This is a genomic window from Paenibacillus sp. FSL H7-0942 (assembly GCF_045040715.1).
Taxonomy (GTDB): domain Bacteria; phylum Bacillota; class Bacilli; order Paenibacillales; family Paenibacillaceae; genus Paenibacillus; species Paenibacillus amylolyticus.
Window position 1 is genome coordinate 2,245,660 of the sequence record NZ_CP150279.1, and the last position, 24,109, is coordinate 2,269,768.

General features: G+C 45.9%; 25 protein-coding genes, 1 tRNA gene and 1 pseudogene. 17 read left to right on the forward strand and 10 right to left on the reverse strand.

Annotated features, from left to right (window positions below; all coding sequences use genetic code 11):
• Positions 1–145 precede the first annotated feature (145 nt).
• On the forward strand, positions 146–1,657 hold the full coding sequence (locus tag MHI48_RS10155; protein ID WP_405143856.1) for a diguanylate cyclase: 1,512 nt from the start codon (positions 146–148) through the stop codon (positions 1,655–1,657).
• A gap of 50 nt (positions 1,658–1,707) precedes the next feature.
• Here the strand turns inward: MHI48_RS10155 and MHI48_RS10160 are convergent, their stop codons facing one another.
• Entirely contained in the window at positions 1,708–2,070 is a 363-nt protein-coding gene (locus MHI48_RS10160) for a helix-turn-helix domain-containing protein (protein ID WP_036609739.1), read from the reverse strand.
• 224 nt (positions 2,071–2,294) lie between these two features.
• Positions 2,295–3,287: a Gfo/Idh/MocA family protein gene (locus MHI48_RS10165; RefSeq protein ID WP_405143858.1), complete on the reverse strand. Its 993-nt coding sequence runs from the start codon at positions 3,285–3,287 to the stop codon at positions 2,295–2,297.
• A 226-nt stretch (positions 3,288–3,513) separates the two neighbouring features.
• On the opposite strand from MHI48_RS10165, the gene MHI48_RS10170 reads away from it, so the two are divergent.
• Positions 3,514–3,597 (forward strand) — tRNA-Leu (locus tag MHI48_RS10170).
• Positions 3,598–3,703: 106 nt separating this feature from the next.
• On the opposite strand, the gene MHI48_RS10175 is transcribed toward MHI48_RS10170, so the two are convergent.
• Positions 3,704–3,889 (reverse strand): hypothetical protein, encoded by a 186-nt coding sequence (locus MHI48_RS10175; RefSeq protein WP_036609735.1) that lies wholly within the window; start codon positions 3,887–3,889, stop codon positions 3,704–3,706.
• 158 nt (positions 3,890–4,047) lie between these two features.
• Here MHI48_RS10175 and MHI48_RS10180 point away from each other — a divergent pair, with 158 nt between their 5' ends.
• Positions 4,048–5,202 (forward strand): sn-glycerol-1-phosphate dehydrogenase, encoded by a 1,155-nt coding sequence (locus MHI48_RS10180; protein ID WP_405143861.1) that lies wholly within the window; start codon positions 4,048–4,050, stop codon positions 5,200–5,202.
• Positions 5,203–5,424: 222 nt separating this feature from the next.
• On the opposite strand, the gene MHI48_RS10185 is transcribed toward MHI48_RS10180, so the two are convergent.
• Entirely contained in the window at positions 5,425–6,021 is a 597-nt protein-coding gene (locus tag MHI48_RS10185; RefSeq protein WP_017689431.1) for a helix-turn-helix transcriptional regulator, read from the reverse strand.
• Between the two features lie 448 nt (positions 6,022–6,469).
• On the opposite strand from MHI48_RS10185, the pseudogene MHI48_RS10190 reads away from it, so the two are divergent.
• From MHI48_RS10190 to MHI48_RS10235, 10 genes and pseudogenes are all read left to right on the forward strand, one after another.
• A pseudogene (locus MHI48_RS10190) lies at positions 6,470–6,853 on the forward strand (holin family protein); the annotation flags it as partial.
• A 286-nt stretch (positions 6,854–7,139) separates the two neighbouring features.
• Complete coding sequence (locus MHI48_RS10195) at positions 7,140–7,427, forward strand: Dabb family protein (protein WP_017689429.1); 288 nt, start codon at positions 7,140–7,142, stop codon at positions 7,425–7,427.
• A gap of 173 nt (positions 7,428–7,600) precedes the next feature.
• Positions 7,601–8,062 (forward strand): DUF86 domain-containing protein, encoded by a 462-nt coding sequence (locus MHI48_RS10200; protein ID WP_076318399.1) that lies wholly within the window; start codon positions 7,601–7,603, stop codon positions 8,060–8,062.
• A 10-nt stretch (positions 8,063–8,072) separates the two neighbouring features.
• A complete protein-coding gene (locus MHI48_RS10205; protein WP_047842352.1) occupies positions 8,073–8,987 on the forward strand; it encodes a DUF4261 domain-containing protein in 915 nt (304 codons plus the stop codon).
• Between the two features lie 183 nt (positions 8,988–9,170).
• Positions 9,171–9,548 (forward strand): YtxH domain-containing protein, encoded by a 378-nt coding sequence (locus MHI48_RS10210; RefSeq protein ID WP_405143863.1) that lies wholly within the window; start codon positions 9,171–9,173, stop codon positions 9,546–9,548.
• Positions 9,549–9,769: 221 nt separating this feature from the next.
• Complete coding sequence (racE, locus tag MHI48_RS10215) at positions 9,770–10,579, forward strand: glutamate racemase (protein ID WP_036610949.1); 810 nt, start codon at positions 9,770–9,772, stop codon at positions 10,577–10,579.
• Positions 10,580–10,807: 228 nt separating this feature from the next.
• On the forward strand, positions 10,808–12,019 hold the full coding sequence (locus MHI48_RS10220; protein WP_405143866.1) for a M14 family zinc carboxypeptidase: 1,212 nt from the start codon (positions 10,808–10,810) through the stop codon (positions 12,017–12,019).
• Positions 12,020–12,215: 196 nt separating this feature from the next.
• The gene (locus MHI48_RS10225; RefSeq protein WP_405143868.1) at positions 12,216–12,473 is read left to right on the forward strand and encodes a hypothetical protein; all 258 of its coding nucleotides are present in this window, start codon (positions 12,216–12,218) and stop codon (positions 12,471–12,473) included.
• A gap of 142 nt (positions 12,474–12,615) precedes the next feature.
• The gene (locus MHI48_RS10230) at positions 12,616–12,918 is read left to right on the forward strand and encodes a heme biosynthesis protein HemY (protein WP_036609727.1); all 303 of its coding nucleotides are present in this window, start codon (positions 12,616–12,618) and stop codon (positions 12,916–12,918) included.
• 21 nt (positions 12,919–12,939) lie between these two features.
• Entirely contained in the window at positions 12,940–13,161 is a 222-nt protein-coding gene (locus tag MHI48_RS10235; protein ID WP_017689421.1) for a DUF1450 domain-containing protein, read from the forward strand.
• Between the two features lie 100 nt (positions 13,162–13,261).
• Here the strand turns inward: MHI48_RS10235 and MHI48_RS10240 are convergent, their stop codons facing one another.
• Positions 13,262–13,660 (reverse strand): hypothetical protein, encoded by a 399-nt coding sequence (locus tag MHI48_RS10240; RefSeq protein ID WP_405143870.1) that lies wholly within the window; start codon positions 13,658–13,660, stop codon positions 13,262–13,264.
• Positions 13,661–13,810: 150 nt separating this feature from the next.
• Between MHI48_RS10240 and MHI48_RS10245 the strand changes: the two genes are divergently transcribed.
• A complete protein-coding gene (locus tag MHI48_RS10245; RefSeq protein ID WP_405143872.1) occupies positions 13,811–14,092 on the forward strand; it encodes a hypothetical protein in 282 nt (93 codons plus the stop codon).
• Between the two features lie 174 nt (positions 14,093–14,266).
• On the forward strand, positions 14,267–15,097 hold the full coding sequence (locus tag MHI48_RS10250; protein ID WP_036670089.1) for an aldo/keto reductase: 831 nt from the start codon (positions 14,267–14,269) through the stop codon (positions 15,095–15,097).
• 355 nt (positions 15,098–15,452) lie between these two features.
• Here the strand turns inward: MHI48_RS10250 and MHI48_RS10255 are convergent, their stop codons facing one another.
• The 4 genes from MHI48_RS10255 to MHI48_RS10270 all read right to left on the reverse strand — a co-directional run bounded on the left by MHI48_RS10255 (position 15,453) and on the right by MHI48_RS10270 (position 20,135).
• On the reverse strand, positions 15,453–16,178 hold the full coding sequence (locus tag MHI48_RS10255) for a DsbA family oxidoreductase (RefSeq protein WP_340019935.1): 726 nt from the start codon (positions 16,176–16,178) through the stop codon (positions 15,453–15,455).
• A gap of 82 nt (positions 16,179–16,260) precedes the next feature.
• Positions 16,261–16,689 carry a cytidine deaminase gene (locus tag MHI48_RS10260; RefSeq protein WP_340389963.1) on the reverse strand — a complete coding sequence of 143 codons (429 nt, stop codon included), beginning with the start codon at positions 16,687–16,689 and terminating at the stop codon, positions 16,261–16,263.
• Positions 16,690–16,764: 75 nt separating this feature from the next.
• Complete coding sequence (locus MHI48_RS10265) at positions 16,765–18,765, reverse strand: LTA synthase family protein (protein WP_405143875.1); 2,001 nt, start codon at positions 18,763–18,765, stop codon at positions 16,765–16,767.
• Positions 18,766–18,980: 215 nt separating this feature from the next.
• A complete protein-coding gene (locus MHI48_RS10270; protein ID WP_036609715.1) occupies positions 18,981–20,135 on the reverse strand; it encodes a class I SAM-dependent RNA methyltransferase in 1,155 nt (384 codons plus the stop codon).
• 239 nt (positions 20,136–20,374) lie between these two features.
• Here MHI48_RS10270 and MHI48_RS10275 point away from each other — a divergent pair, with 239 nt between their 5' ends.
• Positions 20,375–21,007, forward strand: a complete 633-nt coding sequence (locus MHI48_RS10275; protein ID WP_036670998.1) for an O-methyltransferase — start codon at positions 20,375–20,377, stop codon at positions 21,005–21,007.
• Between the two features lie 181 nt (positions 21,008–21,188).
• Here MHI48_RS10275 and MHI48_RS10280 read toward each other — a convergent pair whose 3' ends face one another.
• The gene (locus MHI48_RS10280; protein ID WP_405143877.1) at positions 21,189–22,400 is read right to left on the reverse strand and encodes an asparaginase; all 1,212 of its coding nucleotides are present in this window, start codon (positions 22,398–22,400) and stop codon (positions 21,189–21,191) included.
• Between the two features lie 486 nt (positions 22,401–22,886).
• On the opposite strand from MHI48_RS10280, the gene MHI48_RS10285 reads away from it, so the two are divergent.
• Positions 22,887–24,089 (forward strand): cytochrome P450, encoded by a 1,203-nt coding sequence (locus tag MHI48_RS10285; RefSeq protein ID WP_076249917.1) that lies wholly within the window; start codon positions 22,887–22,889, stop codon positions 24,087–24,089.
• The last annotated feature ends 20 nt before the right edge of the window (positions 24,090–24,109 follow it).

Genomic DNA, 24,109 nt, shown 5'->3' on the forward strand with positions numbered 1-24,109 from the left:
AATATGCTTTTTCATGAAAATCCGGGGGAAGTAAACGATGATTGCACAGATCAAGAGATCTAGAAGATTACGAAGAAAAATAAAAAACATCAAGAAGATCAGCCTCACGGCTTTACTCGGCGGGTTGGTCACTATTTCAGTTATAATGACATTGACCCTCATGGTCATCTCATCTTATACATCTCAGAAACAGTCACTCATTGATAACACCCTGTCCCTAAACTATGCAAGCGCTGTGCAAATGAGCCAAACGCTGGATTCGCTTTTTTATTCCATGCAGGAGAGCTTGAAATATGCAGCCACATATTTCCCGGATATGGATCACTCCAATACAAAAGAGTTGAATTCCACATTGGATTTGGTTCGCAATAGTAGTAATTTTTTTAATTCCGTTTCTTTGGTAGATAAAGCGGGAGTAGTCAGGTCTACCTCACCTTACTCACAGGCTAGCGTAGGTCACCATGTTAGTTCCAATGCAGCAAAAGAAGCAGTTAGCTTGAGGACTTCGTATATCTCCGAAGCGTACCAGACACCCAGAACCAAACGCAGAATTGTATTTGTCAGTGAACCGATCTTTGATTCGGCAGGGGAGTATCAAGGAACGATCGGTGGAAATATCTTTTTACAGGAAAATAATATATTGAGTCTGTCTTTTGGCAGTCAGCTCAAGACAAGTAACGGGTCCTACTTTTTTATTGTGGATAAGAAGGGCACTTTGTTATTTCACCCAAACACCAACCGAATTGGTGAAAATGTCAGTAAAAATGAAGTGGTGCAAAAGCTGTTAGCAAACAAGCACGGTAAAGAACAATACAAAAACCTGGCAGGTGTGGATTCGCTTGCAGGTTATTACAAAGTTCCATCAACAGGTTGGGGCGTCGTAATCGTGTCTCCAACCCAAACGGTGTACGATCAGTTGAATCATCATATCCGTATGTTGTTGCTGTACACTTCAGTGCCTTTCCTGATCCTGACCCTTATTGTGGTTCGGGTTGCACGCAAGCTGGCCAGTCCTTTTGCTATGCTGGCTGATTTGGTGAATCAGGTCGATAAGGGACAAGTAGAACTGCCTGTGATGAAACCTCACTGGAATAGAGAGGCAGACCTTCTAACAAGAGCAGTTGTTGGCGCATTGGCGAACTTTAGGAAACAGACAAACCAGCTTGTCTATGATGCCAGAACAGATGTTTTAACAGGCATGAACAATCGCAGAACCTTCGAAGAAGTCATTCAGGAATGGATTCAGGATGAGGCGCCATTCTCCATTATTGTTCTGGATATCGACCGCTTCAAGTCCATTAATGATACATTCGGGCATCATGCTGGGGATGAAGTATTAAAACACATTGCCAATATCATTCAATTGTCTGTTCGACCAGAAGATGTCTGCGCCCGGTTTGGTGGAGAGGAATTTGTAGTCTTGTTAAGAAATTCCGAGTCTAACGTCGCTTTTGAGATTGCTGAACGTATCCGAATAACGGTCGAAGAAAGCGTATTGCCTATAGATCGTTCCGTGACCATCTCGGCTGGAATTGCTGAATATCCGAAGCACTCCACAACATCCACAGAACTGTTTCACTTGGCGGATAATGCACTGTATCAAGCGAAGGAAGAGGGACGTAACCGTACGGTTACGATCCAATCGGTTATTAAATAAGCAAGTAAAGAAGCTGTTCCCTAAACACCAGGGACAGCTTCTTTTGTGTACTATACCTCTTGTGAGGATCTGGCTAGAACCTCATTTGTATACGTTTCTCCCCAATCTCGCATGCTGAAGATAATCGGCCGTAACGTTTCACCAAATGGTGTGAGGGAATACTCCACTTTCGGTGGGATCTGGGGGTATATTTCACGATGAACAATTCCGCTGCTTTCCAACTCTCGAAGTTGCAGGGTGAGCATACGCTGGGTGATGTCAGGAAACAATTTTCGGATCTCGTTAAATCTCAAAGGACCGGAGAATAAATGATACAAAATGGCACCTTTCCATTTGCCTCCGATCACACTGAGGGTAACTTCCACGGAACAGCCGTATGGCGCGGGACATAGCTTGGTTGCGTCCTTTTTCATTATAAGTACACCTCCACTTTCCGGTGATTTTCTATAGTATCTATTTGGGTGGTTATATTACATAACGTACGTATAGTTCATGAAAGAGCATATCACTTATGATGCGGATTATAAACCCTAATTATAGTTGAAGGCAGATGTGTTGATGTCTATAAGATAAAAAAAGAGCCCGGGTTTTAGGCTCTTCGCTGGATGAATAAAATATGATGATGAGCGTATATACGCTACTTCAGTGACGTTAGAATGGAGTCACATAGAGCCATCGTTGCAATATTATCCTTGGCACTGGAATGTGGGACAGTCTGATTCTGGCAACACGCGATGAAGTGCGCCATTTCACCAACAAACCCGCGTAGATAAAGGTCCCGATAAGCTCCGGACATTGGAGATCCGGAAGGTGTATACACAGTATCTTGCTCCTCGAGAGATTTCCAGGGAAGGCTGGTCGAGCTTCGGGATTGATGAACAGTAAGTGTGTTGATCTCTTCAGCTGACGCAAATCCGTTGTCAAAGGTGACGAGTACACTTTCACTTTCCCGTGACCAAGCACTCATGCCGGTAAAATAAGCGCTACCTACTACGTTATTTTCAAATACAAGGGAAATGCTTTGATTAATGTGTTCCCCATCCTTCACGGTTGTGCCTGTAACTCGTATTGCTTCTCCGAATAAGTAACGCATCAGATCAACCATATGAATGGCAGCGAGCTTCATGAACTGTTCCTCATCCTTGCAAAATGGGGTACTGTCTACAGCAAATTTCATCTGGAATGAACGTACCTTACCTAGCGAACTTCTATCAATTAGCTCCTTCAACTTCATGTATATGGGGGCATAACGCTTCATAAAACCGACCATGACAACGACGCCAGCCTGCTCGGCAGCTTCTGCTACAGTCGCGGCTTCCGCTGCGTTCCATCCGAGCGGCTTATCCACGTATACATTCTTGCCAGCCCCAATGCATTCGAGAACAAGAGCGGTCTGATCTACAGGCTGGGCGACCACAACGACACCGTCACAAGTTTCCTGCTGTAACATAAGCTGAGCGTTATCATACGCTTGTCCGTTGCTGCCAAATCGGAGCAGAGCTGCTTCAGAGCGTTCCATACTGCGTGTGGCAATGGCCTGGATCTGCGCTCCGGCTTCAACAACAGAAGGGTAAATATTCGTGGATGCATGAAACCCTGCACCGATAAAGCACAGATGGGTTGTTTTCAAGGTGGATCTCTCCTTCATTTTTGCATTCTTATGGATGGTATATTTGTTGATTAATGCTACGATAGGGTGTTTGAAGTTGAGAAAAAAGGACATATGTCCTATTCTTGAATGAGTAAAAAAAGAAGTTGCATTTTTATTTTGGAGCATGTATACTCTGAATTACGGTAAAACAAGGAATTGTTTCACCGGAACGCTTTTCATCGATGGATGAGGAGATACATATTATGCGGTCGTGGCGGAATTGGCAGACGCGCACGGTTCAGGTCCGTGTGGGCTAACCCCCGTGGAGGTTCGAGTCCTCTCGACCGCATCTAACAAAAAAAGGTTCGTGAGTTGCTCTAGGGCAATTCACGAACCTTTTTTTATTTTGTGGATCATTCGTGTGAAGCCTACATTTTGCTACCAGCATGCTAATGCTAATGTTGCCGCTGGCGCAGAATGACTGCCGTGATGATCCCGGCAATGGCTCCTGCAATACCAAATAGCGTTACACTGGCAACCACTTCAACCGACTGGAGACGAAACAAAAAAGCGATACCGCTGCCAAAAGTGGTTCCAGCGAGAAATCCGAGCGAAATTCCTAATTCTTTCGTTAATTTCATTGCTTCACCTACTTGGAAATGTGAGATATGGATTTGCAAATATTGGGTACAGGCAGTAAAGTGTGATCAGGAAAATCATCACATTTTATTTCTTTTTTTATCTTGTGGTTTTAACCCGTTAATTATGCATGATATCTCATATGGGAGGGTAAGAGCGAATGAATATGAACGAACGAATTGCAGCATGGAATGAGGAAGCACAGCAGTGTGCTTGCGGTCATCAACACCGAGTGGTGGATATGCTGATACATCTGGAAGCTGGGGCCATTCAGAGGTTACCGGGTTATTTGTCTGAGCAAGGATATCGTCAGGTGACGGTTGTTTATGATCGACATACGTTTCGGGCCGCCGGATCTGATGTGCTGAGTAGTATTCGCGAAGCGGGAATGCATGTGGATGAGATCGCTCTTCCGGAGAATCGCACGGGGGATATCATTGCGGATGAAGCAGCTATTGTGCAGGTTATGTTGGGTGTGAGACTCGAAAGTCAGGCTGTAATTGCGGTGGGTTCAGGTACCATTCATGATCTGGTGAGATTTGTTTGTTCCAAAATGAATAAGCCCTTTCTGTCGATACCGACAGCGGCTTCAGTAGATGGCTTTACCTCTGCGGGTGCACCCTTAATTGTAAGCGAAATCAAACAGACATTTCAGGCTGTTCCGCCTGAAGCCATTTTTGCCGATATGAATATCCTGGAGCAAGCTCCCCAAGTGATGACGGCTGCCGGATTCGGAGATATGCTTGGCAAATATACTTCCCTTGCAGATTGGATTGTTTCTCGTGATCTGGGCGGGGAACCGTTCTGTCCGGTTGCTTATCGGATGACAGAAGAAGCGCTGAATACCTGCATAGATCATGTACAAGCGATTGCGGAGGGGCGAGCAGAGGGAGTAGCTGTATTAATGGACGCACTAATTGTTTCCGGTATCTCCATGCTGATCATTGACCATTCCCGTCCGGCATCCGGAGGTGAGCATCATCTGTCCCATATTTTGGAGATGGATCTGATGCAAGCGGGAGAAAGGCCGGTTCTGCATGGTGCCAAAGTTGGCGTAGCTTGTGCATTGCTTACGGTGAAATATAAAGAACTTGCACAGACATCGGGTGAACCGGTGTTTGGGATATATGACCAATTGCCGGAGGCTACTCAGCTCATCGCATGGTTGGAACAAGTAGGTGGACCTGTGACTACTGAGCAACTTGGTGTAACCCCGGAGATGGTGGAACATGCATTCAACACAGCGCATACGCTTCGTCCTCGATATACCGGATTGAGATATATCAATGAAGTGTTAAACACGAGTTTAGGATGACCTTTTAGAGAGAATGATCATGATGAAATGCATAAACTTCACTTGTAGCGGGCTGTGATGGCTCTCCTTGGGAGCAAAAGACGAAAAAGGGTAGGTTATCTGACATTTCTGCTGGAATAGCCAGAACAGTGCTTCAAGTCCGAGAGAGAAGGCATGCATTTATTTTAAAAAAGGCTCTGGCCTCCCTATGGGGAGATCAGAGCCTTTTGGCTGTTCGCTTATTTAGTTGTTGCGACGATCTTTCAAGATGACATCTGCGAACAAAATAGTTTTCGGGATACGGAAAAATTGCTCCGCTTGTTCCTGAAATGCAGCAGAAGGCAGTGTTCCCTGATGCAGCCATTTGCGGAAAGTGCCGGGATGAACCCCGATCCAGTGGCTGACATCTGTCACCGACAGATCATGGACCATACACAAGCCTGTCAAAATACGGTTACTAACCGGAGAACGGGTCACCGTACGCTTCATGAAGCGAGATGACTCGGGTTGACATATGACAGGGCTATTACGCACAACTTCTTCATTGAAGAGAATATGACGCGGGTAGCCGAGTAATTGGCAAGTCTTGTCCAAATTGGTACTGCCGGGTATCCGTCCTTCATATACCCACGCACTGACACTGCGTGAAGAGATGGAGAGGTCTTCAGCAAGCTGGGACAACTTGATATCATTGGCCATCAGCACGGCAAGAAGAACACGATTGCGGATTTGACAGCGTGTCGGTTTTCGGAATCGTTTAACACGGACGCCTTTTCCCAAGTATTTACGGTTGATCAGAGACCACGCCTGGATGGAATGTTGTTCTGGTTGATTAGGCATATTTCCTCCGATTTTTTTTAACCAAATACTACAATAAACAACGGGGTACTTTCAAGTGCCGGGATTACCTGTTACAAATGCGTCAATGCGTCAATTCACGATAAAGAGGGAACTACGAACTAGACCATGCGCAATTCACATCCTAGTATATTCCTAGATTACAATGTTTCACTAAAAATGTGGGGAGAAATTGGACAGGAATAAAAATAATATAGTTCTAATTGCTTATTACTAGGTCTAAAGAACTTTTATCTGTTTTTTGTTGATATGATGCGGTTTATTTCCCTGAATTCCCCAAAAGCATGTGATTTTCGTTCCCCTGTTGCGAAGAGGATGTGCACAAATCTGAAATGATAAATCCGCATGTTCAGCATGACATGTGACCTGTCAAATCTCTTACTTTTACATATATTGTATGATACTCAAGTGTAAAGGAGAGGTGAGGAACGTGCATCTATCTGTGAATACCTTTGCTGTCATCTCGGGAGCATTTGTTACGTTTGCTTTTGGCGGATGGGATCAATTGCTGAGCCTGCTCGCGGTCGCGATGGCTGTGGATTATATAACAGGTTTGGCAGCGGCGGTAAGAACAGGTACCGGGTTGAATAGCAACATTGGATTCTGGGGGATTGCTCGCAAAGGGCTCATGCTGACCGTTGTTTTGCTTGCTCATCGAATTGATCTGATCATGGGAACCGATTTTATCAAAGGCGGAGCTATTTATTTCTATCTGGTGAATGAACTCATTTCGATTACCGAGAATTATGCCAAAATCGGTCTTCCATTGCCTGCAAAGCTCAGACAGGCCATTGCAGTGTTGAAGAAACAGGAGGATCAGGAGTATCTGACGAATCGTGAATGGTCCAAACCGCAGCAAACCCCGGACAACATCAAACAGCAGGCTGAAACAGGACAAACTTTGCAGGATGACTCCGTGAAACAGACAGAGGATGGATCTCAAAAGAAATCCGAATCGAAAGGAAACGGTTCGGATTAGTTTTTCTTAATCAAGAGAACGTTTCCAAGTATCCTTTCGTAATAGAGAACGTTATGATATATTTTGGATACATGAAAATTCATTCATTTCTACTATTATATTAAACGAGGTGTTTGCCCAGATGATAAAACATATTGTCCTGTTCAAAATGAAAGATCGCTCAGCAGAAAGCATTGAAGCTGCAGCCCAGGTGCTTCGCAATCTGGAAGGTAAAATTGATGTCCTGGTTTCACTTGAAATCGGGATTGATGTGCTTCGCTCGGAGAGATCGTTCGACATTTCACTCACGGCGGAGTTTGCGTCACTGGAGGATCTCCAGGCGTATCAGGTACACCCGCTTCATCAGGAAGTTATCAAGTACATGAACGAAGTCAGAGAACAGTCAATTGCAGTGGACTACGAAATCTGATCTGTCATTCAAACTACGTTGAGATAAAGGGGACTCTGCATGAGCGATTTAAGAGACGTTATGGAATTTCTATATATTTTTGTTGTGTTTCTAATCGCTTGTCCTGTGATGATATTCTGGCTTAAGCGAAGAGGGAAACGGAACCGATAACTCACTGAACGGGAAGTGAACGAATGTATTATGTAAACAGAGAACAGATTGCCCGCCGGCTTGCTGCTGTACCGGAAGTAGCTGAAGGGCTTCGCGGGGCAGCAGAAGCTTGGGATGGCAGTCTCATGCTGGGTATGGTACAGGAACGTTGTCTTCACCTGGCGATCGAGATTGTTACCGATGTGGGAAGTTATCTGATAGACGGCTTCATCATGAGAGATGCAAGCAGCTATGATGATATTATTCAGATTAATTATGAAGAAAAGGTTTTTGATAATCCGACCTATGAGATATTGCGTCAGCTTGTCACGTTACGCAAGCCACTGGTGCAGGATTATTACACTTGGGAGCGGTCTGAGCTCCATCCGCTTAGTGTAGAGTTGCCGAGTATACTTGAACATTTTACTACTCAGGTTAGCGCCTACGTGGAAAAAGAACTTGGTCCTTTCAATACGGCACAAGCCGAGGGACAGCGTAAGGAATGAGGGAAATCGCATGACAAATGAATCAAAAGAATTCAATGAAGTAAATACTGAAAGTAACGAAACAAATGAAACACCTTCCGGATTCCATCCGGTGTATATGGTTGAACTTTTGTTCCGGGAACGTCCAGAGGTGGATCGCCTGCGTTTGCAGGAAGCTATGATCCGTCATACAGGACAAGTCCGACTGGATGTGAAACAAGAGAGCGGAGGGCAAAAGCATGAGATGCTTGTCTTCTATCATCTGGACCACAAGGTATCCTTCCAGGAAGGGGATATCCCTGCTCAGACTTGTATGCTTCCTGTGAATGAAATCGCAGATCGTGCTCGCTTTGGCGGTGCTCTGCAACAAGCATGGCATTGGCCGGAAGTGGGACAAGCTGTGGAAGCTGCGCGTTACTCCATTCGGATACATGATATGTTCACGGCTGCCATGCCTCGTAAACAGCGCCTGGAGCTGTTTCAGAAGACTGTACTGGCAATCATGGAGAGTGTGACCTGTGATGCGCTGTATTGGTATGGCAGTGATAAGCTGGTTGAACCGGAAGCATATACGCAAGCTCAGGAACGTGAGGAACATCTGTATGCAGCCATGAACGTTCGAATGTATCAAGCCGGAGGTACAGAGGAACAGCGCGGGTTGGTCATGGATACCGTGGGATTATCTGCGCTGGGTGTACCTGATGTCCAGTGTCACTTCGTCGGTCTTGATCCGGATACGGTGGCTCAGACCTTACTGGGTGCAGCGTATTACATATTTGATCAGGGGGATGTTCTGCAAGATGGACAGACGCTGGGTTCTTCAGGTGGACGTCGCTGGCGTTGTGAACATCAGGCAGCATTGATTGCACCTGGACGATATGTGATTGATTTGGACCCGGGGGATGAGCATGCCGCGGCTGATCTCGAGCCGGCTCGTCAGAACTGAGTTTAAGCCGTCATTTGCATCCATTCAAAAAGGGCGTTCAGATTATTTTTAACATCTGGAGTGTCAAGTCAAGCCTGTGCTGCTTATAATGCATCAACAGAGTAGGCATTCGCCCGGATGGCTGAGCGACAGACCGTTGCTTCTGATCCGGTACTTAAACAATAGTAAAGGGAGAGATGTGACGTGAAGGATTCTAACAAAAGTTTGTTGTGGGGAGCTCTTATTGGCTCCGTGGTTGGATCAGTAACGGCATTATTGCTGGCGCCGAAATCAGGGCGTGAACTTCGTCAGGATATTACAGAAGGTGCTCGTCAGGTATCGGAGAAAGGTCAGGAACTGGCTGGTATCGTGGGAGAACAAAGTTCGCAGATCGTATCCAAAGTTAAAGAGACCGCAGATGTTGTAATTCAGGATATTCAATCCTGGCGCAATTGCGCTGAAGGGAAAGAAATTCGCATCTCGGCAGCCATTGTTGATAATGATATCGATAAAACAGTGGATGAACCCGAAATTGACATCGTAGCGAAGCTTCCTGCGGATGAGTCCAAGGAAGACAACTAAGCAAAGCTTGGGATAAGCAGGCTTTCCTCTAATTAGAGGAGAGCCTGCTTTGTTGCGTGTCCACACATAGATGACGTAGCGCGTGGATTTAATTTGAACCCTGCGATGAAATCGGGTAAGATGTAGGTACCTTTTTGCCGGAATGTTCATACGGTAGGAAGAAAGCTCTGAGAAACAATCGTTTTGAGAACCAATTCAATGAAGAAGGAAGCGGTGTGTTCGTGCAGCAAGCAATCGCTATATTAGACTCCGGTGTGGGGGGATTGACCGTCGCCAAGGAAGTGATGCGTCAGCTCCCGCGGGAAAAGATCATTTATTTTGGGGATACTGCCCGGACACCGTACGGACCCCGTTCGTCCGAACAAGTAAAACAATTTACGGAACAAATCGTTGATTTCTTGATCCAATTCGATCCGAAGGTTATCGTTATCGCCTGTAACACAGCAACAGCAGCCGCGTTGGAGTATATCCGTGCCAAGGTGAATATGCCTGTCATTGGTGTTATACATCCGGGTGCGCGGGCCGCAATCACAGCGACACGTACAGGACGTATTGGTGTGATTGGTACCACAGGTACCATAGGTAGTGGGGCTTATACATCGGCACTCAAGCAGTTGTCCCCCTATATTGATGTGGTCAGTCAGGCTTGTCCGGCGCTGGTGCCGTTGGTGGAACAAGGTGAATTTCGTTCCGAGCACACGACACATACGGTGGAACAATCATTGGGCGAGATCAAACAACAGCCAATCGATTGTCTTATTCTGGGTTGTACGCATTATCCCTTTCTCATGGACACGATTCAGGAAGTTATGGGACAGGAAGTGAAGTTAATCAGTTCAGCAGATGAAACGGCACGTGAAATCAGTACAATTTTATATGATAAACGAAAGCTGGCCAGTGGGGATGAGACTCCGGTGCATCAATTTTTCTGCACGGGTGACCCGAGAATGTTCCAGAATATCACCCGTCGATGGTTGGGGGAGCAGATCTCCAAGACCCCTGTTGTCTGGCAGGTAACGCAATTATCATAGTTATATTCAAATTATGCATGAATAAGACTTTTAATTAATGTATTTTGGCTGTGGACTATCCCGGAACTGTGAAGTTCCGGGATTTTTTGTCGTCATTATGCATTAACAGGAGATAAACATGATTCTTGTCACATGACGGACAACCTGACCTGCATACATATGTTACAGACACGAAATTGGTCAGAACTGGACAGGAGACCTGTCTTTTCCTGTGGAAAGGAGAACAACATGGATCTGCAGTGGATTATCGTTCAGCGGGGAGATACATTGCCGCGTATTGCGTCAGCACACCATATGACCAAAGAGTTACTTGCTGCACTAAACCCGGAAGTGGCTTCTCAGCCATACTTGCTGGCAGGTCAGATGCTGCGTATTGTCCCCGGGACAGGTCGCAGATACGCTGTACCGCCTGGAGAAAGTGTAGGGGAGATTGCAGGGAGATTTGGTCTGGACGAAGAGTTGTTGCGCCAGGCCAATCCCGAAATCACCAATATAACCGACTGGGTTGGTCGCTGTATTCATATTCCGGCTTCGAATGGAAAAACTATTGTAAAGATTCAGGGAGAGTATGGTTATCGAGAATTAATCAGGGATATAGACAAGCTAGAGAATCAATACCCGTTTATTGAAACGGGTTCAATCGGAACAAGTGTCATGGGCAAGTCACTGCCTTATTTGCGTATTGGGCAAGGGGCGAGACATATCCATGTTAACGCTTCCGTTCATGCGAATGAGTGGTTGACAACAGCAGTTCTGATGAAGTTTATTGAAGAGTATGCCGAGGCGTATGGTGCGCATAGGGCATGGCATCAATACCAGACAGAACGCTGGATGCAAGAGACGACACTCTGGGCCGTGCCGATGGTTAATCCGGACGGGGTTGAACTGGTTCAGGAAGGTGTGGTCAATCAGCATCCACATGCACAGCAGTTGTTAGCCTGGAATGCGGACAGATCACATTTCACCCATTGGAAGGCCAATATCAGAGGGGTGGATCTGAATGATCAATTTCCAGCCCATTGGGATGAAGAGGCAGCGAGAAGAGGTATGACCTCACCTGGCCCCAGGGATTATGCGGGAACAGCGCCATTGACAGAACCGGAGGCACAGGCGCTTGCGCAGTGGACGCGGCAACACACATTTGATGCGGTTGTATCCCTGCATAGTCAGGGACAGGAGATCTATTGGAACTACCGTGATCTGGAACCCAGGGAGAGTGGACCGCTGTCGCGTAGACTTGCCAAAGCTTCCGGATACAAGGCGGTGAAGCTCGGTGGCAGTGATGCCGGATACAAGGACTGGTTTATTCAAGATTTCGGTAGACCGGGCTTCACGGTAGAAGTTGGATTGGGTGTTAATCCGCTTCCCGTAGAACAGTTTGATGATATTTGTATAGAAGTGGGAATGTTGCTGGCTGAACTGTTATCCAATGGACAATGAGGCAAGACCCTGAATTATGATGGTGTGAAACTTAACAGTAGATCATTCGTATAACAGGAACGGACGCTATGAGCGACGTTCCGTTTTTATTATTTTTTATAATGGCATGTTACGTCATTCGTTCTGAATGGTTTTCGAACGGGTAATGATGGATGTGCCTTTTCGGCGACATATATAATTATACGGAGGGATTCAAATGAAGTGGAGAAGACTACTGTCGTTCAAACGATGGACACAAGTTTTCAAAAGGCTCCCCCGGCTGCTCCGGGCTCCGCAGATTCCTTTGGGAGAAAAGCTGTTGTTTATTATTCCAGCGCTGTTGTACTGGGTACTTCCTGACGTAATGCCGTTTATGCCCATCGATGATATCGGGGTCACTTTGATTCTGATGAACTGGTTTGTAAGCCAGGCAGAACGTAAATATCCTGTGCTTCAGGAAGGGGCTCCTTCTTAATTTGTGCCTAAATGGATAGGTTTAACAATGAATTCGCATCAATGTTATTGCGAAGAGCGGTAACTTTCTTTACAATAGATGCTGTAGTTTAAGAATGCTGAAATTGTTGAAACCTGCAATTACAATATAGGAGATGAAGAGAATGAACTGCAAAATTACGCGTAATGCTGCTAAAGTATTGAAGCTTGAATTGGACAAGCCGGAGAACGAAGGAAAAAAACTGCGCGTTGTCATCACCCATGCACATGGTGACCATGCTCACTACGGCCTGGATATAGACACACCAAAAGAAAATGATACGGTTGTATCTACGGATAAAGAGATTGATGTCATTCTCGCGAATGATCAGCCTTTGTTGAACGGTGTTAAAATTGACTACCTCTACTTCCCGGAAGAGGGATTTGTTATTACGAATCCGTCCCAAGGTAATCACGGCGACCACTAAGGGCGCGAAGAAGGGGAACTCATGGCTAACGATATCCGCGTATGCGAAAAGTGTAATCATGTCCGACTGAAATCGATTGTACCCAAGTTGCAAAAAATGGCTCCAGACACGGAGATCAAGATTGGGTGCAAATCCTATTGCGGTCCTTGCGCGAAACGTGCATTTGTCTTTATTAATGGTCGGTATATCAGTGCGCCGACAGAAGAAGAAGTGCTCGCCAAAGTCGCAAAGTTTGTGAAGTAGTAGGATATAACAAGGTGAGTGGAGAAAACTGTCCACACATCAGAAAGGAGAGGCTACGTGCCTCTCCTTTTTTGCGTTTGGGTAGCGGTGAAAGGGTGTGTTACTCCATAGCACCTTTGACCAACTCAGTAATTTGGAAGGTATCTTCTCGAATTTCAATGGCAATGACGGTAGTATCCTTTTTCAGAAAATGTACATGTCCCAGCCGTTCTTCCTCTAATTCCACCCATCCTGTATCCGCTAGCTTCTGAAAATAATCCATTGGCGGGTAGAGTCCTTGCTCACCCCCAATATGTTTCAGCTCATACTTAACACCTTCTTTAAGAGTGGGATGATCGGAATAAGCTATGTTTTCAATAAGTTTTGCATTGGTTGGAACCGGGATGTCTGGGTTCATGGATGACGCTGTATATCCTTCTATCTCGTATGTAGCAGGAGTGCAGCCCTGTACCCAAATGAGCAAGGGCAACATGCAAAGTGTCAGTAATATTTTCTTCAAATGAATTCCTCCTGATTCGGCATGATTATGTAATAAACGTAGCGTAATCAACTAAAGTTACGATAAAAACACAAAAGAAGAATAAGGAAGGCTTGTGTTATCCATCCTAAAGGGGTAACAGGAACATGATAATCCCAAGGAGGAATACTCATGCCGAAGCGTTATGATTCCAGTTTGCAAGCCGATACCACCGTATCTCAGGCGCAAAATGCGGTGAACAAGCTTCATTATGCTGTATCTCAGGCCATGTCTCATCCGACGGCACAGACCATTGTACAGGCGGAACGACGTCTGGCACACACGGAGCAGGCGATGCGACAAGCAGAGCTTTCACTCGGAGGGCAAGGTGTTGAGTTGGCAGAGGAAATGTTCATCGAGGAGAAGAGAAGATTGAATTCAATCCAGAATCAGCACGGTCAAAGGGATTTATAACGTTCCTGTCACATCAGAACCCGCAGGGCAGCAATGCTTTGCGGGTTTTTCATATCTTTTGCAAAGACTCTGGGTCCATGGGTTTACTCCGGCAGTATGTCGAATGGTCGCTTAAAATTCTGTGAGAAGGTTAATAGAACAAGAGCAGGCAAAATTCCATACGGGAGGTACAGAATGACAAAACATATTACAGATTGTACGATTCTGAACAACGGAGTAACGATGCCATGGCTAGGATTTGGAACATATAAAGCAAAAGGTAAGGAAGTACAACAGGCGGTTGAGACCGCTTTGGAGGTTGGATATCGTAGTATTGATACCGCGTCCATCTATGGCAATGAGGAAGAAGTGGGACAAGCTATTGCAAGCAGTGGTGTTGCCCGTAACGAACTGTTTGTGACGACCAAGCTCTGGAATGAGGATCAGGGATTTGATTCAACGTTGAGAGCATTTGAAGCCAGTCAGAAGGCACTTGGACTGAATGTGATTGATCTTTATTTAATTCACTGGCCTGGCAGAGACCAGTACAAGGAGACGTGGAGAGCATTCGAACGTCTATATAGCGAAGGAAGCATCCGTGCGATTGGTGTGAGTAATTTTCAAGTACATCATTTGCAAGATATCATAGATGAGGGCGGAACGGTACCTGCGGTTAATCAGGTAGAGCTGCATCCGGGTCTGATCCAGCAGGAACTGCAGGATTTCTGCGGGGCGCAGGGAATTCAGTTGGAGGCATGGAGTCCTATTATGAAAGGTAAGCTGAACCAAGAGTCCACCCTCAAAGCGCTGGCCCAGAAATATGGGAAAACGCCAGCACAGATCATTCTGCGCTGGGACATTCAGAATCAGATTGTGACGATTCCGAAGTCCGTTACCCCGGAGCGTATTCGTGAGAATGCGGACATCTTTGACTTTGAATTGACACCTGATGAGTTGAGACAGATTGATGCACTGGATTCAGATAAGCGGACGGGTCCACATCCGGATCAACTGTTCTGGGATTAAGTGGGTGGCGCTAATTGAATATAAGTGTTTGATGAACTACTTGTGATTGTTCCGGTTACGGAATCGTTCTTCGTGGGTTTAAGATGTAGCATAATCGGTCACGCTAAGACACTACTTGTGCAGAACAATCTTTCGATCGCCGTTATCCTCGGATTTTTTTGAAATTCCCTGTATCAAGGGAGAAATCCGGTGATAAATGCGAGCGCTCTGCTTCTCCAGCTTTTTTCTGCCCACTCCGTTATCGTGAAAATTATAAATCCATCTTTAAATTTGGTGGGTAATTAAGAAGCATATAAAAAAGCAGCAGGATCAGGGGATACTCCCTGATCCTGCTGCTTTTTGTGTGTGAATTGGCTTAATTTTTTTTCGGGACTTCGCATCCGTCATCTGTGCAGATGCCACTGCCGTCTGTTTCTGTTGTGTTGGATTCAACCATGGTGAATGGGGAACGCTCGTCCCATGCTTTTTGAATGGCATCCAGGAACACCTCGTCAGGCTGAGCGCCCGATACGGCGAACTTGCGGTCGAATACAAAGAATGGTACACCGCGGATGCCAAGTTGCTCTCCTTCTGCTTGGTCAGCACGGACATTGTCGGTGAATTGATCACTGGACAGCACTGCCGTAGCTGCATCTCGATCCAAGCCGACTTCTTCTGCTAACTGAGCCAACACTTCAGTGTCGCCGGAGTGTTTACCTTCAATAAACACAGCTTGGAAGATTCGTTCACTCAGTTCAAGCGCTTTGCCTTGTGTATCTGCCCAGTGTGTCAAGCGGTGAGCTGAGAAGGAGTTTGTAGGGATCATGGCATCGATATTGTATTCCAGTCCTGCCGTACGAGCATTGGCATTCATCTGGGCATTCATACCTTTGGCTTGTTCCACGCTCATATTATATTTGGCAGCCAAATATTCCGAATTGGTTTTGCCTGGGTTCAATGCAGCGTTTGGATCAAGCTCGAAGCTTTTGAATTGCAGCTTCACTTCATCACGGTGTGGGAACTGTTCCAGTACATTCTCCAGGCGGCGTTTACCGATATAACAGAAAGGGCACAGAAAATCAGACCATATCTCAATATTCATTTTATTAAAACCTCCATCATCCTTTTAGTTGAAACTAATATGGTTACAATTATAAAGCCACTTTCTATAATTCGCAAGGAGATTACTTTTTATCCCGATATGCCTTGGACCAATGGTAAGGTTGAATCTCATCCAGTCTCTTGAAGACCAGTTGGCCAGAAGGATCGTATACGGCAGCTTTGACTTCTTCGCCCCAGTAAAATAATCGTTCCTGGCATACACCGCAAGGTGTAAGAACCTTAAATTCTGAATGCTCGTCATTACGAGCGATACAGAGGGAGTGGGTGACGCGTTCGTTCAATTTGTGGGCTTCCAGATAAGCTCCTGTTTCCATACACAGATGCGTGGCATCGTTGATGACCTCTGGAGCTACACTAATCAGCAGGGAGCCAGCTTCGGTATAGACGGCACCCGCACCGCCCCATCCCTGAGGATAACGTTGCTTCACAAATTTTGCGGCTGCATCGAACAATTGCTGTTCAATATTGAGTGGTTCAGTGTGTGATGTCATGTAATGCAAGTTCTCCTTTTTAAATCCAATTTAATTCATTTCGTGTATTTGTTTAGCTTGTCATTACGATATTGTTCATTGCGATGTTGCTGTTGAACTGTCTTCCTCTCGAAAGCGCTGAATCAAATCATAAGTAATGACCGTGTCCGAGACATGCAATCGTTTGGTTGCTTCATCATGACCGGGGCGGCAAGCATTGATGTCCGTTTTGTCGCGTGTGGACAGGTCATAACAAGCACCGCTCTCATAGATATAATCATCCGATGGAATATAGAATACAGAACCATCCGAGAATGTGCCATTACGCAGCACAACCGTACGCCCAGACCCGTCATATACGTCGTTACCCATGTGATAATAGGACTGGTCGGATAAGCCTAGCAAATGCAGTACGGAAGGCGTGATGTCCAGTTGTCCCGAAGGTTCGTTGATGGTTCCGGCAGCTGCTCCGTCCGGTAAATGCACGAGCAGGGGGACCTCGTTCATGATCTGTGCCATATCCAGTTCGTTCAGTGAACGTCCCAGGAACTGTTCGTATTGTGATTGTTCCTTAATCGAGTTGTCGTGGTCTCCGTAGAACATAAAAATGGTATTTTCCCATAATCCCCGATTTTTCAGATCCTCGACCATCTTGCCGAGCGCCGAATCCACGTAATGAACGGATTGCAGATAGTTACCAAACATGGTCCCCTGGAACTCGCCTACATCCAGTTGCTGTTTCTCTTTAGGCAGGGCGTATGGATGGTGACTGCTGAGTGTAATGAGGAAGGAATAGAACGGTTCGGTCACCTCACTGCTCATTTTCTCAACGGATTGGCGGAAAAAGGATTCGTCAGACAGGGACCAGCCAAGCGGGTCATCCTGTGCAAAATCATTTTTACTATAAAACTTGTCGTACTTCATGTTCTGATACATCGTATACCGATTCCAGAAGCCGCTCTCATAAGCGTGAAATACGTTGGTGCTATACCCGTTATCCTTCAGAATGGAAGGAAGTGAATCATACGTATGGTCTGCATAACGTACAAACGCGGATCCAACCGGAAGTGGATGCAGGGAAATATTTGCGCCAAAATCGGCATCTGACGTTCTGCCCTGACCGGTCTGGTGGTAAAAGTGACTATAATACTGACTTTCCTTCATCAGTTCATTAAAATGGGGTGTGATCTCCTGACCGCCAATGCTCTGGCCAATCATGAAGTTCATAAAAGCCTCACCCTGAACAATGATGACATTGCTGTCTTTATATTTGCCAAACAAGGCATCATTCTGCGGGGCAGTTCCTTGCCTTTCGGCGAAAACCGCCTTTGCTTGTTCAACATCAGCGGGATCAGCCTGCGGCCCGGAGCCGATGTGGTCTTTGGCATAGTTGTACAGATCATAACCGTGAAAAGCGAGCAGTCCAGTCACATTGTACATGGATACATTCCACCAGTTGTTATCAAACAGGCCTTTGGCCCATGTTTTGCTGTAGAAATAAATCGGGCCGACCGCGAGGCCAAGTCCCAGCACAAGGGCAATGCTGCCAGCCGTGAGACGGCGGCGCAACCGTGCCTTGCCATCGTTGTACGAATAACTCCCATAGCCATGAACAGATCTACTGGAGTACTTCGAACGGTAATTTCTGCTGAACAGTACGATAGCTGCGAATGGAATGACAACAAGCCAGTCGGCAAAGAACCATAGATCGCTTGTGTAGATCAATGTAGCGATGCTGTCACCCAATGCGTCAACTTGTCTCGCCTGCAACAATACCGGGATGGTCAAGAAATCCTGGAAATAGCGATAATACACCATATCGGCGTAGATTAGTGCGGTAAGCAGCAGGTTAAGCACCACGAGAGACACGATCATTCCTCTACGTGGTAGCAACCAGGTCCAGAAGGACAAGAGTAGTAAAGATCCAATAGCAATGACTTTATCCAGCAGTCCCATCGTAATGTTATAAGCGTGAAGATTGTGATGGAGCCACATGAGTTTGAGCAGCATGAGCACAAGAAAAATAAGATATAACGTTAATGGATGATTTAAAAGCCCGCGTGGCATGGAGCTACGCGTAGGCCGAGTGACAACCATATGTATGTCCCCCTTGCTTTTGTTGTTTTGTAATCGGAGTGTAAAATAGGGCTCCATCCATTATAGCGTGGCCTCATGTGTTTTCAACTATGCCTCAGGGAGAATTGATTTCTGCGGAAGCGAAGACCGAAGTCGGTGAATTCATATGACTAGAATAACGCACAAAAAAAAGCGCCCCGGCCATGAATGGCAGGAGCACTTTAGATTCGAAACAATTATGAAGATTGTGGTGTTTTATTTCGTGGAGGCAGTGGGCCCAAATACTGATAGTACTGGGTTTCAATTCGTCCGTTGAACAACTTGCGACGTTTGTCTGCCTTATGACCGAAATACTCCTCGAAAGCTTTGGTTGACGTGATGGCAAAAAAGGACCATGTTGGCATATCGAGATAACTGCGCCCTAATGAGCGGAGCAACTTCTGAACTTCTTTTTCTTCACTCAAACGTTCACCATATGGGGGATTGGTAATGATGACACCATATTCACCCTGTGGTCTAGCGCGATGAGCGGGCAGGACGCTGACTTCAATATCTTTGGCGAACCCAGCACTTTTGATCGCTGCCATAGCAACTTCAATCGCTTCAGGATCAATATCGCTACCTGAAATCTGTAACGGGACATCGTCACGTACAGCATCAAATGCTTCTTCGCGCGCCTGTTCCCACAATTCTTCAGGAATGACAGCCCAGTCCTCAGAGTTGAAGGTCCGACGAAGTCCTGGTGCAATGTTCCAGCCGATCATAGCGGCTTCGATCAGCATTGTGCCTGATCCACAGCATGGATCATAAAATGGACGGGATACATTCCAGCGACTGAGCTGAATAAGAGCTGCAGCAAGCGTTTCTTTCAGTGGCGCTTCGGTGACGAGTTTACGATAACCCCGTTTATGCAGACCTGGTCCCGTTGTATCTAAAGTAAGCAGGGCGCGATCGTTCAGCAGAATGACCTCAATCACATAACGAGATCCATCCTCTGGGAACCACTCTGTGTCATAAGTCAGCTTCAGTTTCTCTACAATTGCTTTTTTCACGATCCCTTGTGATGCAGGCACACTGCTTAACTGGGATTTTTGAGAACGACCCTCTACAGGGAATTCGCCGTCGGCAGGAATCCACTCTTCCCAAGGCAACGCTTTGGTGCCTTCAAACAATTCGTCAAAAGTCGTGGCAGGGAATTCACCCATTTTCACCAATACACGATCCGAACTTCTCAGCCACAGGTTACAACGGCAAATATCAATATAATCTCCTGTGAAGAAAACCCGGCCATTGTCGATCGTAACATCTTCATACCCCAGTTGTTTCAGTTCCCGGGCAACAACAGCCTCGAGTCCCATCGCCGAGGTTGCAATCAATTGCAATTGAGCCATGTGATTCATTTCAACTCCATTTCAAGCTGGAGAAGGGAAATCCTTCTCTCTGCTGTATAGTGACGGTGCGGCCTTGCCGCTTTCCGTGAAAAAACTTACAATGAGAAATGCGGTGAACGTATGCACTCCTCTTTCAAGGTGATGCACCAGTCAACCGCCTGTGTTGATAACAAACATTTATTATAGAACATTGGCATCCATATGGAAAGCAGTCCAAGTGTCCGAGGAGGATTTTAGTGGTGAATCTGACCCCTGATGAATATGTAAATCAATTATTTCAAGAGGATGAGCTTTTGCTGAAAGTGAAAGAGGCCATCCGTTCGAACGGTATGCCGGAAGTTTCGGTTGCGGCGGCATATGGACGATTGCTCACGTTTCTAGCGAAGACATCCAAAGCAGAAGCTGCGCTCGAAATCGGCGTGCTGGGCGGTTACAGTGGGATCTGCATTGCGCGTGGTTTGCGTGAGAATGGAACCCTGACTTCGCTGGAACTGAAAGAGGAATATGCGGCAATGGCGCGTGGTCATCTGGAGGAAGGCGGTTTTGGCGAAAAGGTGGAGTACCGCATTGGCCCGGCGGCAGACAGCCTGGAGCAATTGGAGCAGGAAGGTCGCACATTTGATTTCTTCTTTATTGATGCAGATAAGGAGAATTATCCGGTATATCTCGATTATGCCATCAAGCTGGCTCGGCCAGGTGCTGTTATTGTTGGTGATAACTGTTTCCTGCGTGGTCGTACACTGAATCCGGACAAGCAGGGCCCGGCCGTGCTTGCTGTTCGTCGTTTCAATGAACAGATGGCAAGTGACCCGCGTCTGGTGACGACCATGTTGCCGGATTACGATGGGCTGGTACTTGCCTGGGTGAAGTAAAAGTGGATATTTCCTAAAGATAAAACTCCGATGGAACACGACCTCACGCTTTTATGTTTGTGAGGGGATAGTGATTCTGTACGGAGTTTTCTGAAAACAAAAAGAAGAGACGACACACCTTGAATCACAGGGAGTATCGTCTCTTTCTTTGTATTTACAGATATCGTTGTTGTAGTTCGATTTATACTTCAGGTGTTCCGTACGTTTCAAACCATTTTTTGATGGTGTCAAAATCATCACTGAAGGACAAGCCCAGCATCAATAATACACGAGCTTGTTGTGGACTCAGGTTGTCGCCTGCAATGATACCTTTGCCGCCACCGTACACACTTCCTGAACCCGTCCGAGTGGTGGTCACAAAGATGACACCTTCTTCAATGGCTTTGGTACGAGCTTGTCCCATAGCTCTGGAGATACCGCCAGCTCCGGTACCGGAAGTCACAATTCCTTTGGCACCGCTGCTCACGAATCCTTCAATGGCTCCGCCGCCAGCTTTTTGATACGAGATCGCAATTTCTACTTTGGCCAGATCTGCCTTTGTGATTTTACTTAGATCAAATACGGGCTTTGCTGTGCCTTCAGGTTTCAAGGCACGTGCAGGAGCACGGTAGATTCGGATATTTTCTTCATCAATATATCCTACAGCGCCGAGCATCGGCGTTTCAAACGTATCTGTCCGATAATCATTTGTCTTGGTTACACCACGAGCAAGCTGGATTGTATCATTCAACATGAGTACTGTGCCAAATGAAGTGGTACGACCACTGCCTGCAAGTTTGATGGCGTTGTACAGATTGGCTTGAGCGTCAGAACCGATGACGGTCCATGGACGCATGGAGCCTGTGATCACGACAGGTTTGTCACTCTGAACAGTCATATCGAGGAAATAAGCGATTTCTTCCATTGTATCTGTACCCGTGGTAACGACAACACTGTCATACGTTGCTAGAGCTTTGTCTACCGTCTGCGACAAGTCATAGAGGTCGGTCATGCTATAGGAACCTGAACCTGAGTTTCCGAATTGGAGTGTGCTAACATCGGCAATCTTCTGTTTATCCGGTAAGGCGTCTACCATCTCTCCAATGGGAAGTGTACCTGCCTTGTAATTCTGGAAGCTGGTGGCATCCTCGGATTGACCGGCAATCGTTCCGCCAGTTCCAATCACCAATACATTAGGAAGTGCAGATTGTTTGGAAGAGTCTGGTATTGCAGGAATGGAAGTATTGCGAGCCGGAGTAGTAGTTGCTGTCTGAACAGCACCTGTTGTGCCTTTCACCTCTACCGTAGCTGCGTGCGCGGCGTAGGTTCCAATGGGGGACAACGAGATGGTCAATGCTGTTAAAGCTGCGGTACTCCATACGGCCCAGGGACGAAGATTGGATGTTTTACTCATGAATAGCACTCTCCTTCAAGTAAGTGTGATGTTAAGTTTGTTAAGAAGAATATGTATACCATTTCAAATTTATTGTATTTCATGTTAATTAATATGACAAACGTAGATAATGGTAGAGTAATCGGTTACATTCGTAGATAATGAGAGTAAAGTGATTATTTATGAGGAATTACGAAAGAATATTCATTTTGCTAGAGATATATAAGAGCTGGTTTTAGTAATTTTGAAGGAAAATAAACCCTTTTAATGTTAGTTAACATTACATAATGAGTCTTTTGTCCTGATAAAATGAAGAATTTCAATAAAAGAATGTCGAATTGGGACTCATATCAGAAGTAGGTAACAGAATGAGAGGATGATAGTAACGCATATTAGGTAATGGGGATCAATTACGGTCTAAAGAGTGGTTTCGTAATAGAGTTATGTTTATAATAGGGGTGATCACCATATGTAAATAAATATATAATATTGATTGGAGGAGAAACGATGAAACAGGCACCGAGAAAGTATGCAAATTACATTCCGATTCGGGAACTGGAGACTTTGGAAGAGAGGTTATCTCCCTTCAAGGTGTATGCAGAACTTCGTGATAACACTCCAGTCCGCTATGATGAGCATCGAGAATGTTGGGATGTTTTTGGTTATGAAGATGTGAAGTATGTTCTGAAAAATCCGAAACTATTCTCTTCTGCACGTGATCGTGCCAATACGAGCATGTTGACGACAGACCCTCCCAAACACAAACAGCTGCGTGATCTGGTGAACCAGGCGTTTACACCCAAGGCAATTGAAGCATTGGCTCCGCGTATTCAGGAAATCACAGATGAGTTAATTGCTCCACACCTGTCAGAAGGACATATGGAACTTATCGATGACCTTGCAACACCATTGCCCGTCATTGTCATTGCGGAATTGATCGGAGTCCCTGCGACGGATCGTCAAAAGTTCAAAGACTGGTCTGATGTATTGGTGAAAGGCGCGCGTGATGATAGTGAGCAGGCCTTCCAGGAGTTATTGGAGGAGAAAAAAAGAAATATGCAGGAGTTGCATATCTATTTCACTGGCATTATGGAAGAACGTCGGTTGCAGCCAAAAGATGATCTGATCTCATTACTGCTTGCTGCGGAGATTGATGGTCAGCAATTGACTTCAGATGAAGTGGTAGGCTTCTGTATTCTCTTACTTGCTGCCGGTAATGAAACAACAACCAACCTGATTACCAATGCGGTTCGTATTCTGTCTGAACAACCCGAGCTACAACAGGAGTTGCGCGAACATCCTGAGCGGATTACTTCTGCGATTGAAGAGACGTTGAGATATTATCCGCCAATTGTGGCGATTGGGCGGGTCGCCAAGGAAACTGTAGAGTTGAATGGTCAGACGATTCAAGCTGGAGAGCAGGTGATTTCCTGGGTTGGAGCAGCCAATCGGGACAGTGCCCAATTTGAAAACCCGGAAGACTTCATCTCTGATCGCAAGCCTAACAGGCATATGGGCTTTGGTTTTGGCATTCATTTTTGTTTGGGTGCACCACTCGCTCGATTGGAGGCAAGGGTAGTTCTTCATACATTGCTTCAGCACATGGGAAACATTCAACTTGTGTCTGGAACGGCTCTGCAACCGATACAAAGTGCTTTTGTATTTGGTGTGAAACATTATCCGATAGAATTCAATCTAATAAATAAATGATGAATGGCGCATGAATGACA

Excerpts from the sequence above, each read along its gene's own strand:
- MHI48_RS10155 (WP_405143856.1), top strand. The coding sequence starts at position 146 with ATGACATTGACCCTCATGGTCATCTCATCTTATACATCTCAGAAACAG.
- MHI48_RS10230 (WP_036609727.1), top strand. The coding sequence starts at position 12,616 with ATGAACTGCAAAATTACGCGTAATGCTGCTAAAGTATTGAAGCTTGAA.
- MHI48_RS10270 (WP_036609715.1), bottom strand. The coding sequence starts at position 20,135 with ATGGCTCAATTGCAATTGATTGCAACCTCGGCGATGGGACTCGAGGCT.
- MHI48_RS10225 (WP_405143868.1), top strand. The coding sequence starts at position 12,216 with ATGAAGTGGAGAAGACTACTGTCGTTCAAACGATGGACACAAGTTTTC.
- MHI48_RS10160 (WP_036609739.1), bottom strand. The coding sequence starts at position 2,070 with ATGAAAAAGGACGCAACCAAGCTATGTCCCGCGCCATACGGCTGTTCC.
- MHI48_RS10255 (WP_340019935.1), bottom strand. The coding sequence starts at position 16,178 with ATGAATATTGAGATATGGTCTGATTTTCTGTGCCCTTTCTGTTATATC.
- MHI48_RS10245 (WP_405143872.1), top strand. The coding sequence starts at position 13,811 with ATGCCGAAGCGTTATGATTCCAGTTTGCAAGCCGATACCACCGTATCT.
- MHI48_RS10180 (WP_405143861.1), top strand. The coding sequence starts at position 4,048 with ATGAATATGAACGAACGAATTGCAGCATGGAATGAGGAAGCACAGCAG.
- MHI48_RS10195 (WP_017689429.1), top strand. The coding sequence starts at position 7,140 with ATGATAAAACATATTGTCCTGTTCAAAATGAAAGATCGCTCAGCAGAA.
- MHI48_RS10235 (WP_017689421.1), top strand. The coding sequence starts at position 12,940 with ATGGCTAACGATATCCGCGTATGCGAAAAGTGTAATCATGTCCGACTG.
- MHI48_RS10175 (WP_036609735.1), bottom strand. The coding sequence starts at position 3,889 with ATGAAATTAACGAAAGAATTAGGAATTTCGCTCGGATTTCTCGCTGGA.
- MHI48_RS10285 (WP_076249917.1), top strand. The coding sequence starts at position 22,887 with ATGAAACAGGCACCGAGAAAGTATGCAAATTACATTCCGATTCGGGAA.
- MHI48_RS10205 (WP_047842352.1), top strand. The coding sequence starts at position 8,073 with ATGACAAATGAATCAAAAGAATTCAATGAAGTAAATACTGAAAGTAAC.
- MHI48_RS10260 (WP_340389963.1), bottom strand. The coding sequence starts at position 16,689 with ATGACATCACACACTGAACCACTCAATATTGAACAGCAATTGTTCGAT.
- MHI48_RS10185 (WP_017689431.1), bottom strand. The coding sequence starts at position 6,021 with ATGCCTAATCAACCAGAACAACATTCCATCCAGGCGTGGTCTCTGATC.
- MHI48_RS10200 (WP_076318399.1), top strand. The coding sequence starts at position 7,601 with ATGTATTATGTAAACAGAGAACAGATTGCCCGCCGGCTTGCTGCTGTA.
- MHI48_RS10250 (WP_036670089.1), top strand. The coding sequence starts at position 14,267 with ATGACAAAACATATTACAGATTGTACGATTCTGAACAACGGAGTAACG.
- MHI48_RS10220 (WP_405143866.1), top strand. The coding sequence starts at position 10,808 with ATGGATCTGCAGTGGATTATCGTTCAGCGGGGAGATACATTGCCGCGT.
- MHI48_RS10265 (WP_405143875.1), bottom strand. The coding sequence starts at position 18,765 with ATGGTTGTCACTCGGCCTACGCGTAGCTCCATGCCACGCGGGCTTTTA.
- MHI48_RS10280 (WP_405143877.1), bottom strand. The coding sequence starts at position 22,400 with ATGAGTAAAACATCCAATCTTCGTCCCTGGGCCGTATGGAGTACCGCA.